General features: G+C 60.4%; 12 protein-coding genes. 4 read left to right on the forward strand and 8 right to left on the reverse strand.

What is annotated here, in order from left to right; all coding sequences use genetic code 11:
* Positions 1 to 25 precede the first annotated feature (25 nt).
* Entirely contained in the window at positions 26 to 1,570 is a 1,545-nt protein-coding gene (locus ACJ8HN_RS06000) for a methyl-accepting chemotaxis protein (RefSeq protein ID WP_442523554.1), read from the reverse strand.
* A gap of 412 nt (positions 1,571 to 1,982) precedes the next feature.
* On the opposite strand from ACJ8HN_RS06000, the gene ACJ8HN_RS06005 reads away from it, so the two are divergent.
* On the forward strand, positions 1,983 to 3,221 hold the full coding sequence (locus ACJ8HN_RS06005) for a hypothetical protein (RefSeq protein WP_442523161.1): 1,239 nt from the start codon (positions 1,983 to 1,985) through the stop codon (positions 3,219 to 3,221).
* 118 nt (positions 3,222 to 3,339) lie between these two features.
* Here the strand turns inward: ACJ8HN_RS06005 and ACJ8HN_RS06010 are convergent, their stop codons facing one another.
* Together ACJ8HN_RS06010 and mrdA are read right to left on the reverse strand one after the other, a co-directional pair.
* A complete protein-coding gene (locus tag ACJ8HN_RS06010; RefSeq protein ID WP_033634500.1) occupies positions 3,340 to 5,058 on the reverse strand; it encodes a penicillin-binding transpeptidase domain-containing protein in 1,719 nt (572 codons plus the stop codon).
* Positions 5,059 to 5,165: 107 nt separating this feature from the next.
* On the reverse strand, positions 5,166 to 7,091 hold the full coding sequence (gene mrdA, locus ACJ8HN_RS06015; RefSeq protein WP_442523162.1) for a penicillin-binding protein 2: 1,926 nt from the start codon (positions 7,089 to 7,091) through the stop codon (positions 5,166 to 5,168).
* Between the two features lie 294 nt (positions 7,092 to 7,385).
* Between mrdA and ACJ8HN_RS06020 the strand changes: the two genes are divergently transcribed.
* The gene (locus tag ACJ8HN_RS06020; protein WP_033634498.1) at positions 7,386 to 7,667 is read left to right on the forward strand and encodes a YjcB family protein; all 282 of its coding nucleotides are present in this window, start codon (positions 7,386 to 7,388) and stop codon (positions 7,665 to 7,667) included.
* A gap of 37 nt (positions 7,668 to 7,704) precedes the next feature.
* Here the strand turns inward: ACJ8HN_RS06020 and ACJ8HN_RS06025 are convergent, their stop codons facing one another.
* On the reverse strand, positions 7,705 to 8,154 hold the full coding sequence (locus ACJ8HN_RS06025; protein WP_442523163.1) for a MarR family winged helix-turn-helix transcriptional regulator: 450 nt from the start codon (positions 8,152 to 8,154) through the stop codon (positions 7,705 to 7,707).
* 249 nt (positions 8,155 to 8,403) lie between these two features.
* On the opposite strand from ACJ8HN_RS06025, the gene ACJ8HN_RS06030 reads away from it, so the two are divergent.
* Positions 8,404 to 9,603: a multidrug efflux MFS transporter gene (locus ACJ8HN_RS06030; protein ID WP_039566203.1), complete on the forward strand. Its 1,200-nt coding sequence runs from the start codon at positions 8,404 to 8,406 to the stop codon at positions 9,601 to 9,603.
* Between the two features lie 171 nt (positions 9,604 to 9,774).
* On the opposite strand, the gene ACJ8HN_RS06035 is transcribed toward ACJ8HN_RS06030, so the two are convergent.
* The 4 genes from ACJ8HN_RS06035 to ACJ8HN_RS06050 all read right to left on the reverse strand — a co-directional run bounded on the left by ACJ8HN_RS06035 (position 9,775) and on the right by ACJ8HN_RS06050 (position 12,360).
* Positions 9,775 to 10,266: a nuclear transport factor 2 family protein gene (locus ACJ8HN_RS06035; RefSeq protein ID WP_308885746.1), complete on the reverse strand. Its 492-nt coding sequence runs from the start codon at positions 10,264 to 10,266 to the stop codon at positions 9,775 to 9,777.
* 9 nt (positions 10,267 to 10,275) lie between these two features.
* Positions 10,276 to 10,728: a MoaF-related domain-containing protein gene (locus ACJ8HN_RS06040; protein WP_204275775.1), complete on the reverse strand. Its 453-nt coding sequence runs from the start codon at positions 10,726 to 10,728 to the stop codon at positions 10,276 to 10,278.
* A gap of 310 nt (positions 10,729 to 11,038) precedes the next feature.
* Positions 11,039 to 11,473, reverse strand: coding sequence for a VOC family protein (locus ACJ8HN_RS06045; protein WP_442523164.1), 435 nt, complete (start codon positions 11,471 to 11,473; stop codon positions 11,039 to 11,041).
* Between the two features lie 17 nt (positions 11,474 to 11,490).
* Complete coding sequence (locus tag ACJ8HN_RS06050; protein WP_033634491.1) at positions 11,491 to 12,360, reverse strand: helix-turn-helix domain-containing protein; 870 nt, start codon at positions 12,358 to 12,360, stop codon at positions 11,491 to 11,493.
* Positions 12,361 to 12,541: 181 nt separating this feature from the next.
* Here ACJ8HN_RS06050 and ACJ8HN_RS06055 point away from each other — a divergent pair, with 181 nt between their 5' ends.
* Positions 12,542 to 13,459, forward strand: a complete 918-nt coding sequence (locus ACJ8HN_RS06055; protein ID WP_442523165.1) for a DMT family transporter — start codon at positions 12,542 to 12,544, stop codon at positions 13,457 to 13,459.
* Positions 13,460 to 13,490: the final 31 nt, after the last annotated feature.

Consider the following 13,490-nt stretch of genomic DNA (forward strand, 5'->3'; position numbering starts at 1 on the left):
ATTCATTAATCTGCGGCGGGGTTATTTATTGCGTCGGCAGCCTGAAACGCGCCATCGCTTTTTCTAACCGTTCCGATTCGCCCTGCAACCGCTGCGAAGCCTCGGTCACCGCGTTCACCACCGTGCCGGTTTGCCGCGCCACCTGATTCAGCGCCGCGATGCGCGCCGTCACGTCCTGAATGCTCTCCCCCTGATTGAGCGACGCCAGGGAGATTTCTCCCATCAACGCACTGCATTTGTTCACCAGATCGATAATCTGGCGCAGGTTGCCCGTCAGTAGATCCACCGCCTGCGAGCCTTGATCGATTTGCAGCAGCGAACGGTTGATCAACTGCTGAATATCGCGCGTCGAATGGCTGCTCTTTTGCGCCAACAGGCCCACCTCTTTGGCCACGATGGCAAAGCCGCGGCCGTGTCCCCCGGCGTGCGCGGCCTCGATCGCCGCATTCAGCGCCAGAATATTGGTCTGGAACGCCACGCTGTCGATCAGCGCGACGATGCCGCGCATTTCGGCCGATTGGTTGACGATCCCTTGCATCGAAACATTGACGGTTTGCATCATCCGCTCACCGGCGCCGGCGCACTGCCGGGCCTGTTCGGTTCGTTGGCTGGCCTGCTGCGCATATTGGCCGTTTTCTTCCACCCGCGCCGCCAGTTGCCGCACGTGCTCGGTCGCCAACTGCAATTCGCCGTCCTGCTTCGCCGACTGCGCCGTCAACTGTCGATTGCCGTCCGCCAGCCGCCCGACGCCGTTCAGGATCCCGCCCGCCGCATCGCGCACCTCGCTCACCAGGCGTTGCAGGCCGCCCTGCATATGGCCAATGCTGGTCTGCAGCTGACGCATCTCACGGTTGAACGCGCGCCCAGGCGGCAGCGGCCGCGAAAGATCGCCGGCGGCCAGTACGTTGAGGTGCGCGATCGCCTGCCGCAGCGGTGCGATCACCCAGCGAGAGACGCCGAACCAAACGCCCACGGCGATCAGCGCCAGCGCGGCCAACGCGCCGAGCGCAAAGGTTCTGGCCTGCTCCAGCGCCGCCAACTGCCGCACGTTGACGTCATCGCCACGCCGTTCATTCAGCGCCTGGTAAGCGAGATACTTCTCGTTGAAATCCGCCTGAAACGCCTGGATCGGCACGGCGAAAAACGCATCGATGCTGTTGCCCTGCAATCCTTGCGCCTGCTCTTTCAGGCCGTCATAGAACAGGCGATAGCTGTCTTGCAGGGCGCCCGGCGCTTCCGGCGCATCCGCGCTCAAGCGCTCGAACCGGGCAAAGGCCTGCTCTGAAGCCTGCAGCGCCGCCAACGACTCATCCAGCAGGCTGTGCCAGCTGCCGTCGGAGCCGGTGGCTTTGTCCTGCAGATAATAGATGCCCGCACGGTTCAGGGTGTCGCTGGCCGTCAGCAGCGACAGTCTGGCGCGATCCATCGTCGCCTGCTGGCGATGCAAGGCGTCGCCCGTCACCAGGTTAACCTTGGCGTCGCGCAGAATATTGGAAATAAATACGGTGGAAAACAATTGCAGCAGAGAAAATAGCGCGATAACGCAAATTACGCCGCTTAATAAGCCCATGCTCTTGCCGAAGCCAAACGCGCGCGGCAGCGCTGCCGCAGATTTTACCCTGCGGCCCAGTGTCAGTTTTATGTTCATGATTTTTAGTCAGTAATACCAGGATGCCGCGAGTCTAACGGGCATTGATGACACTAATATTTCAGCCTGCTTTGCGTCGCCCCCGCAGGCCAAGGCGCCCAATAATCGGTATTGCCCGTCAACTCTCATTTTTATTTCTTGACTTGTTTAATACCGGATTTATAGTTTTCCATTAAACAAGAAACAAAGTTTCATATATTAACCGACGCTGAATTTAATATATGAAACGCACAATAAAATCGTCTCAAATATAAAACCAATGAGCGTAAATGCCCTGTTCACAGGTGAAACTCGCTCGCCTTAATAAACAGTCTACTTTCATCAGGGGCCAGGCATGCGCACGATCACGCTTTGTTTTTTTCTTGTTTCACCAGTGAGTTATGCGGCCACCGCCGCATTGCCCAACGACGCTGCCGCCACCGCGGCACCGGTAAAAAAAAGCCGTCCGACATTGCCGCATATTCATTGGCAAAGCGAGGATAATAAAAAGAATATTGATATCGGCGGCGCGCTGCGTGCCAATTATCGCTATGAAGACTGGCACAGCAGCAATTATCGGAATCCGCCGCATTTACGCTTTGACGCCTTTCGCATCGATGCCGCCGGCCAGATAAACGACGCGTTTTTCGATAGCGGATTCTGGTTTCAGGATCGGCGCAAATACGCCATCGACCGCGCCTATGTCGGTTACCACCTGTCTGAACGTTCCGCCGTGCAGCTTGGCGCGCCGTTCAAACCGTTCGGCCTGATGCCCTACCCGCAGTTCGGCTGGTCGTACGGCATTCCGTTTTACCTCGGCTTTGGCGTCAACACCGGGCTGGGCGCCAAATACCAATATCAGCATGACGATTGGGCCTTCGACGCCGCCTACTACCCGCGCATGATGCCGACCGGCGTGCGTTACGCCCCCGACGTCGCCAGCTACGACGATCTGAAAAACACCAACTATGCGTCACAGCACCTGCAGCGCAACGAAAAACGCGATCAGGTAAACCTGCGGCTGACGCGCGCTTTCCATCAGGGCGGCTGGGACAATGAGCTCGGCGGTTCGCTGGCGGCCTCGCGGCTCTATAACCAGGCGACCGGCGATAACGGCAGCTTCTGGGCGGCGGGTTTACATACGCTGGTGAATTACGATCCCTGGCATCTGTCCGGCCAGGTGATCCGCTACGGTTACGATGCCAAAGGCCCGGCCGGGGCCAACAATTCGGTGATCCTGATGGGGGGCAACGGCCTGACGCCGGCCTATCTGATCCCGTCGCAGGCCACCACCGCCGCCATCAACCTGGCGCGCGACGTCGACGTGCCCTGGGGGCCGGTGAAAAAGCTGCGGTTCTACAACGACTACAGCGTGCTATGGAAAGACAGGCACGGCGGCTCAGATTCCAAAATGAACACGCTGGGGGTTCAGGTGTTCGCCATGCCGGTGATGCTGTGGGTGGATCTGACCTGGGCGCAGAACGCCAACCCGTGGGGCGGCGTGGAAAACGCCACCGGCTGGACCGGCACCCAATCCTCCGGCAGCAATAAATGGTATTTTCGCACCAACGTGAACATCGGTTACTACTTCTGAACGCGTCGGGATCTACACTGAAGCATCGCCGCCAGCCGGGCATGGTCGACGCGCTGTTCGCCCGCGACGCCGGGCTGGTGAACGCCGATCTGCAGGCGCTGAAGCGCCTGCAGATCGGTTACCCCTTGACCGACGACACCACGTTAAGCGGCTGGGCGTCCGGCAGAATATTCATGTGCTCCAGCACCTGGGCCATGATCTTGCCGAACACCGGCCCGGCCACCGAACCGCCGAAGTGCTTGCCGGCTTTCGGGTTGTTGACCATCACCACCAGCGCCACCTGCGGATCGCTGGCCGGCGCCACGCCGGCGGTGTAGTTGATGTAGCCGCCGTCGTATTTGCCGCTCGGGCCCATTTTCTCGGCGGTACCGGTTTTGATCGCCAGCCGGTAGCCCGGCACCGCGGCGCTCACCCCGCTGCCGCCCGGCAAGGCGTCGCTCTCCATCATATGTACCACGGAGCGTACCGTATCCGCCGGCAAAATGCGTTGCCCCATCACCGGCGGCGTCACCTTGGTGATCGACAGCGGCCGATAAATGCCGAAGGAACCGATCGCGGCGTACTCGCGCGCCATCTGCAGCGGCGTCACGCGCAGCCCATAGCCGAAGGAGAAGGTAGCGCGTTCGATATCGGCCCAGCGTTCGCGATGCTGCGGCAGATAGCCGCTGCTCTCGTTGCCGATGCCGAGCTCGGTCGGCCGCCCCAGGCCAAAGCTACGGTAGACCGCCGGCAGCACCGTGGCCGGCAGCGCCAGCGCAATGTGCGATACCGCGATGTCGCTCGATTTTTGCAGCACGCCGGTGATGGTCAGCTTCGACCAGTGGCCGACGTCTTTAATCAGGTGACCGTTCACCCGATACGGCGTGGTGTCCAGCACCGTATCCGGCCGGATCAGCTTATGTTCCAGCCCCACCATCACCACCACGGGTTTCACCGTCGAGCCTGGTTCGAAGCTGTCGCTGCTGCACACGTTGCGGATATCTTTCGCCGGGGTGCCGGCATAGTTGTTGGGGTTGAACGACGGGTAACTGGCCATGCCGAGGATCTCGCCGGTGTCGATCTTGACCAGCACCGCACAGCCGGAGTCGGCCTGGTTGGCCACCACGCCGTCGCGGATCTGCGCATAGAGCACGTACTGGATAAATTTGTCGATGCTGAGCGTCACGTTCGGCGGCGGCACCGGATCCACGCTTTTAAGCACGCCGATCACCGCGCCGCTGCCGTCCTTCTGATAGACCCGCAGGCCGTTTTTGCCCTGCAACAGCGGGTTGAAGCCCAGCTCGATGCCCTCCAGCCCCTGGTTGTCCTGGCCGACGATGCCGATCAGCCCGGCGGCGTCCTGGCCCATCGGATAAAAGCGGCTGAAATCCTGCTCGGTGCTGACGCCGGTCAGGTGCAGTTTGCTGATGTAGGCAGCGTTGTCGTCCTCCACCTTGCGCGCCAGATAGACGAAACGCTTGTGCGCGTTGCTCTGGATCAGATGCTGCACGTCCGCCAGCGGGATCTTCAGCACGTTGGCCATGCTCTGCCAGCGCTCGTTGCCGGTGTCGGTCTGGGAATCGAGAATATGCTTCGGATCCAGCACGATGTCTTTGGACGACACGCTGACCGCCAGCGCCTCATCGTTGCGATCGGTGATCATGGCGCGGTTGGTCGGCACCACCTGGGTGCGGATCGAACGCTGGTCGGCCTGATCCGCCAGCTGCTGGTGCTCCAGCAGCTGCAGGTAACCGACCCTGAACGCCAACAGAAAAAAACAGACCAGCATGCCGGCGCAAATCCAGCCGAAACGAACTGTGGAATAGGTTTTACCGCTTTTTTTGGTCGATGGCGCCACTGTTGTGTTAACCCTGCGTTTTTATTCGGTTTATGGTGTTATTTCAGTCTACCTTGCCGGAAATGGTCAGGAGATTGCAGTTTGTAAGAAAGTAAAAACAAACCGCCTCACCGTTGCACATAGGCACTGTCGTTTAACTGCGGTTTACTTTGCCCCGCATCGCCGGGCTGCGGTGCGTTGGCCGGGTCAAAAATATGGTCGAGGATGGCGCGCGCGGTCGGCCCCGCCACCACGCCGTCGCCGCCGCCGTTTTCCAGGATCAGCGCCATCGCCACCCGTGGGTTTTTGTAAGGCGCGAACAGCGTATAGAAGATGTGATCGCGCAGCCGCACCGGAATCATTTTGGCGTTGTAGGTCTGGTTTTGCTTCAGGCTGAATACCTGCGAAGTGCCGGATTTGGCGGCGATCTGATACGGCGCGGTGTGGAACAGCTTGTACCCGGTGCCGTTCGGCAGATTGGCCATGCCGTACATGCCGTTGCGCACGATGCCCCAGTAAGGCGAATTGGGATCGCCGATCTGCGCCGTTTTCGCCGGCGGCGGGTAGCGCGTCACCCGGTTGCCCTGCTGCAGCGAATACAGCAGGTGCGGCGTTTTCACCTGGCCGTTGTTGATCAGCGTGGTCAGCGCTTTCACCATCTGGATCGGCGTCGCCACCCAATACCCCTGGCCGATGCCCACCGAAACCGTATCCCCCTGATACCAGCCTTTTTTGTGCACCTTCAGCTTCCAGTCGCGGCTCGGCAGCACGCCGCGGTACTCTTCGTTCAGATCGATGCCGGTGGACTGGCCGTAGCCGAACTGGCTCAGCCAGTGGTGGATACGATCGATGCCCATTTCATACGCCACCTGATAAAAGAAGGTGTCGGCGGATTCCTCGATCGCTTTGGTGACGTTGAGCATGCCGTGGCCGGTTTTCAGCCAGTCGCGGTAGCGGCGCTCGGTACCAGGCAGCGTCCAGGTCGGGGCGCCGAAAAAGGTGGTGGTGGGCGTTATCACGCCGGCGAACAGCGCCGAAACGGCCATGTAGGGCTTCACCGTCGACGCCGGCGGGTATAAGCCCTGGGTGACGCGGTTGATCAGCGGCAAATCCGGGTTGGTCAGCAGCGCCTTATAGGCCTGATAGCCGATGCCTTTGACGAAAGGATTGGGATCGTAGCTGGGGCTGGAAACCATCGCCAGGATGCCGCCGTCGCGCGGATCTTCCACCACCACCGCGGCGCGCTGCCCCTTCAGCACCGATTCAATGTACTGCTGCAGCGGCAGATCCAGCGTCAGGTAGATGTTCTTGCCGGCCTTCGGCGGCTGCTCCTTCAGCAGGCGGATCACCCGCCCGTGATTATCCACCTCCACCTCCTGATAGCCGGTGGTGCCGTGCAGTTCGGCCTCGTAATAGGCCTCGATGCCCTGTTTGCCGATGTTGCGGTCGGCGGCATAGTTCTCGCTCAGCCCGGCCTTGTCCAGACGTTTGAGATCGCTGTCGTTGATCTTCGACACATAGCCAAGCACGTGCGCCAGCTGGGCGCCGTAAGGATATTCACGCTGTTGATAGGTATCGATCGTCACTCCGTCGAAACGGTATTGATTGACGGCAAAGCGCGCCACCTCGGTGTCGCTCAGCCCGGCTTTGAGCGTCACCGGTTTGTAACGGCTGTTGTGGTGCATGTCGTCGCGAAACGCGCTGATGTCTTCCGGCGTCAGGTCGACGATCGGCGTCAGGGCCTGCAGCAGTGCCGCCATGTCGCTGATTTTGCTGGGCGTGATCTCGATACGATACAGTGTCACGTTTCGCACTAAAGGCGTGCCGTTGCGATCGAAGATCAGCCCCCGGCTGGGGGCGATCGGCAGCATTTTGATGTCGTTCTGGTTGGAGCGCGTCTGGTAAAAGCCGTGCTGGCGGATTTGCAGCCGGTAGAGGTTGACGATCAGCGCGCCGAAACAGACCACCACCAGCGCCAGCGCCACGCCTGCCCGGCGGATAAACAGCCTCTCTTCCGCAGAGTGGTCGCGAATTGTTTCTTTTAACAGGGCCATGCGGTGCCGATACCTTTTGCGTCACATTTCCCCGCAAAATCAGGGAACTGAAAAGCCGGCAAGCATAGCGTTATCGGGCGCACCGCCCCATGAAAAGGTTGCTAATGAAATGGCATAACTGTTTCAGCATATTGGAATGTTACCGGCGGCGTTTTTTTCACCGCGCTTCCCATTGAGCCGCCGTTCGCCCCAATGCTACAATGTGATCTGAATCACACTATTACCGATATTCCCCCGCATTTCCCTGTCGGCGCCCTGCCGGATGCGGATTTTTGTTACATAGGATCGAGTTCGATGAGTACCATTGCCACCGGTTTAGTCATGATGCGCTGGGAGTTGCTGAGCGCCGTGATGATGTTCTTCGCCAGCCAGTTAAACGTCGTTTGCCGTAAAACCAGCCGCAACGGCATGGCGTTCATGTTCAGCAGCCTGGGCCTGTTTACCGCCTGCTGGTTCGTGATGGGCCTGATGGGCATCCACCTTACCCTGGAAGCCTTCACCCAATTCTGGTCTTCGGCCTGGGATCGCTATGTGGACGTGGTCAGCACCATGCCGGTCGATTGGCCGATGCCGTAACCTCGCCGCGGGGGCGGCTCACCGGCCGCCCCGCCGATTATTCCGTTTCCGCTGACGGCGCCGCCGCCAGCCGCGCCATCAAGGCCCCCGCTTCAATCAACAGCGCCTGCTCCCGCTCCGTTAAACAGTTTTCCATCGCCGCCAGCAACCACGCCTCGCGCCGGGTACGGCTCTCCTGCAGCAGGCCAAGCCCGGCGGGCGTCAGGCGCACCCGCACCCGGCGTTTGTCTTCGGCATCCGGCGTGCGCACCAGCAGCCCATCGGCCTCCAGCTCACGCAACGCGGCCGCCAGGTTTGAGGAACGCATGCGCTCCGATTCCGCCAGCAGCGACGGCGTCGCCTCGCCGCCGTGGCGATCGATAGCCCCCAACAGCATCAGCTGGGCCCAGGATTTTTCGTCGCTGCGCGATTCGCGCCGTAAACGGCGCACCAGCGACATTAACTGCGTGCGCAGCAGCGTCACGTCTTCAGGGTGATCTTTTTTCATTGGCATCAATCTAGCGTTCAGTTTATCCCTGCTTTCACACCGCCGGATCGCGCGGTGCCCTTCCTGGCTACCGCGCCGCTCTGGCTTAACCTAGTTACCTATGATAATATAGCTATTAATATATAGCAAAAAAGACACTGCATCGGCAGGGTTACGTTTGCTCACGCATTGCCTCTCGCCGATTAATTAGCAGTGTTATTATTATTTGCTAAATAAATCCCTCCTTATTCAACGTGGTACGGTAAGCCGATGGAAGCGTGGAAAGTCAATCTGATCTCGGTCTGGCTCGGGTGTTTCTTCACCGGGCTGGCGATGAGCCAAATCCTCCCTTTTCTGCCGCTGTACGTCGAACAGCTCGGCGTCAGCGATCACCAATCCCTCAGCCTGTGGTCCGGGCTGGTGTTCAGCGGCACCTTTTTGGTCTCGGCGGTGGTGTCGCCGCTGTGGGGCAGCCTGGCCGACCGCAAAGGCCGCAAGCTGATGCTGCTGCGCGCCTCGCTGGGCATGGCGATCGTCATCGCGCTGCAGGGGCTGGCCACCAACGTCTGGCAGCTGTTCGCACTGCGCGCCCTGATGGGGCTGACGTCCGGCTATATTCCCAACGCCATGGCGCTGGTCGCCTCGCAGGTGCCGCGCGATAAAAGCGGCTGGGCGCTGGGCACGCTTTCTACCGGGCAGATCTCCGGCGTGATCGCCGGGCCGCTGCTGGGTGGGCTGATGGCCGACCATCTGGGGCTGCGGGTAGTGTTTTTCGTCACCGCCGGGCTGATGTTCGTCAGTTTCCTGGTGACGCTGTTCCTGATTAAAGAGCGGCGCATCACGGTGAAAAAAGCGGATCAGCTGAGCGGCAAGGCGGTGTTCCGTTCGCTGCCCTATCCGACGCTGATCCTCACCCTGTTCGTTTGCACCCTGATGATCCAGCTGGCCAACTCGTCCATCAGCCCGATCCTGACGCTGTTCATCCGCGAGCTGTCCGGCGACGTCAGCAATATCGCCTTTGTCAGCGGCATGATCGCCGCCGTGCCCGGCATTGCAGCGCTGATCTCGGCGCCGCGCCTCGGGCGGCTCGGCGATCGCATCGGCACCGCGCGCATCCTGATCGCCGCGCTGCTGTTCACCACCGGCCTGTTCGCCGTGATGGCCTGGGTCAATACTCCGCTGCAGCTGGGCATTCTGCGTTTCCTGCTCGGCTTCGCCGACGGCGCGCTGATGCCGGCGGTGCAGGCGCTGCTGCTGAAGTATTCCTCAGATCAGGTGACCGGGCGCATCTTCGGCTATAACCAATCCTTTATGTATCTGGGCAACGTGGTTGGCCCGCTGCTGGGATCGGGCATTTCGGCGATGATGGGGTTCCGCTGGGTGTTCGCCGTGACGGCGGTGTTGGTGCTTTGCAATGCGCTGCAGCTGCGCCATCAGTTCAAAAAAGTGGAGAGCCAACGCGCGGGATAACGGGGAATGCGGGGAAACGCCTCAAGCAGTGGCGGGACAATGACGCCCATCAACCGTGCCACCACTGCCAAAGGCGGCCGTAGCCTACTCGACGCGGCGATCGTTTGGTATTTATGTAAGTAAATAAAGTGTTGCGGGCGTGTTGAGGGCCGCCGCAGCGGCCCTTGCGGATCAGAACATGGTATTGTCGTTGGCCGATTTTTCCGGCACATCCTGATTGACGTCCCAATGCTCGGTGATTTTCCCCTGATCGTTCACCCGGTAAATATCCACGCTGGCGGTACCGCGATCCTGCGGGTTATTTTGGTATTTGACGTGAACGTAGACCAAATCGCCGTTGACCGCGCTGCGGTATATTTTGGCGCTGTACTGCGGATTGTCTTTAAAGGTCTGGCTGAAGAAATCCAGGAACGGCTTGATGCCGTCGCCGACGAACGGGTTATGCTGCTTGTAGTTTTCCACAATCAGCTTCTGCGCCACGCCGATGTCGTGGCGATTGAAAAAGCCCGCGTACAGGTCTTCCACCACCTTCAGCTTCTGCTGAGCATGATGATAACCGCCTTTGCCGGACGATTTGTCAGACGCCGCCTGATCCGTTGACAGCGCCGGGTAACTCGCCAGCAAGCCGCCGACGATCGCACAGGTGATCAATGCCTTTTTCATAACTGCTCCTTATTTTCCTGAGTGACCTACGATTTTCAGCTGCCCTTTCAGATGGGTGAAGCTGCCATCCTTGGCGGCGATGTTGGTGTACACCTCGCCGCGCTCAAAGTCCTCGATATGCGTCACGTTGTCGCCGGACTGCGGCTCATGCCAATAGACCATATAGACCTTTGGCCGGATCTCCACCGCGGTGTACTGCACGGTGTCGGTGATGCCCTGCGACGCCTCGCCGATACCGGTGAAGGTCATGGTCTTGTCATCGGTAAAATCCAGCTTGAAGGCGAAATCGCCGAAGGTCACCTGCACCACTTTACCGACCGCAATGAACTGCCCGTGTTTTTCCGTCATCGTTGCCGCCTTACTGTTAGTCAGGGAGGGTTGCGCCGCCGTAGCGGCGGGTAATGCGAGGGGGAAAGTCAGGGCTATCGCCAGCGCGATGCCCGTTCTCTTCACTGTTTTCATCGTTCCTTCTCCTTTCCGTGGTTGAAAACGAGAATCATTATCATCACTTGGCAATGGGCAGAAATATAAGAATAATCTCTATTCCTATCAGGCACCTGGCGGCGAAAAAAGACGGCGAAAAATCGCCGCGGAATGGCATGGCAATAGCGCGTTCTGGCCATTGGTTTTTACGCAATGAACGGAATTTCTGCTTTCAGGAAGGGAGACTGCTCGGAGATTTGATGGGTCTATAGCGCAGATCGCTTTAAGCTAATGCGTATTTGTTCTTAAGCCGCCCACCCCCGAAAGGCGGCGGCGAACGGCGTAGCGTTTAACGCAGCCAGGGCGTATGGGTGACGCCGACCAGCAACCCTTCCGGGCTGAGCAAACGGGTAACGCTCTGCCCCCACCGCTCTTCGCGGTTGGCGACCAACAGCCGATAACCGCGATCGACCAGCCCCTGGGTGGCGGCCGCCATGTCGGCCACGTCGAACTCGATCCACGCCTGCGGCAGCGCGCGATCCGCCGGCCAGCGATCGTCGCCAAAGCAGGACTGCGCCGCCTGCGCCAGCGGCCACAGGGCGAAATGCTTCACGCCGTCCAGCGCGCCTTGCTCCGACAGCAGATAGGTTTCGTTGCCCGGCATCGGCTTGAGCGGCAGCCCCAGCGCCTCGACATAAAACGCCTTGCTCTCGTCGCTCTCACGCGTGATGGGCCCGAATCCGGCGACAAACAACACGCCCAGCCCGGCAAATGGTTGATCCATGCTGCACTCCCTTTCGGTTAGCGCCCCTGCCGCACCTGCAGCGGAGCAAATCCGTAGGCCGCCTTGAAGCGGTTGCTGAAGTGGCTGGCGGAACTGAAGCCGCACGCCAGCGCGATCTCGGTGATCGGCTGTTGGCTGTGCCGCAGCAGCCGTTCCGCCCGCTGCAGCCGGGCGCGCATCACAAACTGGTGCGGCGCCAGCCCGGTGGCGTGCTTGAACATGCGGGCGAAATGGTATTCGCTCAACCCGGCCTGCGCCGCCAGATCCGCCAACAGCAAAGGCCGATCGAGGTGGTTTTCGATATATTCCCGCACCCGCCTGGCCACCGCAGGCGCCAGGCCGCCGCGCGCCTGCGGCAGCTTCCACTGCAGCTGGCTGTAACGCTGGATCAGATGCGACATCAGCAGGTTCGACGCGCTGCTGAGCGCCAGCAGATTGGCGCTGTCCCGCCAGTCGCAGTTGAGCAAAAACTGGCGATACAGCAGCGTGATCTGCGGATCTTCGCCGAAGCTGCGCGGCTCTACGTTGATCGCCGCCGGGCTGCGATCCCAGGTCTGCTCCGCCAGCTGCCGCAGATGCCCGTCGGTGCAATACAGGTGCACGAACGACAGATCGCTGCGCACGTCCCAGGTGGAGGCGTATTGGCGCGGCATGATGCAGAACCGATCCGGCCCGCCGCCGTTGCGCCAGCCGCCCGGCACCTGCTGGTAGCACTCATAGCCGTCGGCGACGTACAGGCTCAGGGTATGGTGGTCGGCGCTTTCCTGCGTGACGCGATCGTTGCAGTTTGACCAGGCGGCCAGCTCCACGCCGGTGCCCAGCAGCACGCTGCCGTGCAGCCGCGCCTTGTGCTCACGCAGTGTTTCAAACGCCTGATAGTTGGACATCGCCGGCCCCGTTGTTCGACATGCCGACAGTGTAAAGAGTGGCGCCGCCGCATACCAGCCGCCGCCCCGCGCTTTTGGCAAAAAAAGCGCAAGAATATGCAACTGGCCGCAAAGCGCTGCAAGCGCCGCCGCGCGCCAAAGCGGATACTGCGCCATCGGTTTTTTCGGAGTAACAAATAGAATGAATGCGCTGTTGTACCTCGCCGTAGTGCTGATTTGGGGCACCACCTGGATTGCGATCACCCTGCAACAGGAAGGCCCGGTGGCCATTCCCGTCTCGATTGCTTACCGCTTCGCCATTTCCGCCGCGGTGATGTTCGCCGTGCTGTTGCTAACACGCCGCCTGCGCCGCCTCGCCCCGCGCGATCATCTGTTCTGCGTGCTGCAAGGCTGCTGCGTGTTCGGCTTCAACTTCTTCTGCTTCTACCACGCGGCGGCCTACATCAGCAGCGGGCTGGAATCGGTGATCTTCTCGATGGCGGTGCTGTTCAACGCCCTCAACAGCCTGCTGTTTTTCCGCCAGCGTCCCAGCCCCAACCTGCTGCCGGCGGCGCTGCTGGGTTTGACCGGCATCGTGGCGCTGTTTTGGCAAGATCTGGCCGCCACCCGCATGGCGCCGGAGCTGCTCAAAGGCATCGGCCTGAGCGCGCTCGGCACCTACGGCTTCTCGCTGGGCAACATGATCAGCACGCGCCATCAGCGCCGCGGGCTGGATATCTTTTCCACCAACACCTACGCCATGGCCTACGGCACGCTGCTGATGGCGCTGATCGCCCTGGCGCAGGGCGCATCGTTCCAGATCGAATTCAGCAGCCGCTATATCGGCTCCCTGCTGTATCTGTCGATTTTCGGGTCGGTGATCGCCTTCGCCGCTTACTTCAGCCTGCTCGGCCGCATCGGCGCCGGCGCGGCGGCCTACAGCACCCTGCTGTTCCCGCTGGTGGCGCTGACCATCTCAACGATCTACGAGGGCTATCAGTGGCACTTCAACGCCGTGCTGGGCCTGTGCCTGATCCTGCTGGGCAACCTGGTGATGTTCGCCAAGCCGGGGCTGAAATGGCGACGGCCAGGTATCTCAAAACAAAACTCAACCCTTTGAAGCCATTGGCGAATATCGTTATCATCAGGTT

Source organism: Serratia sp. CY29653, from assembly GCF_052169255.1.
Taxonomy (GTDB): domain Bacteria; phylum Pseudomonadota; class Gammaproteobacteria; order Enterobacterales; family Enterobacteriaceae; genus Serratia; species Serratia sarumanii.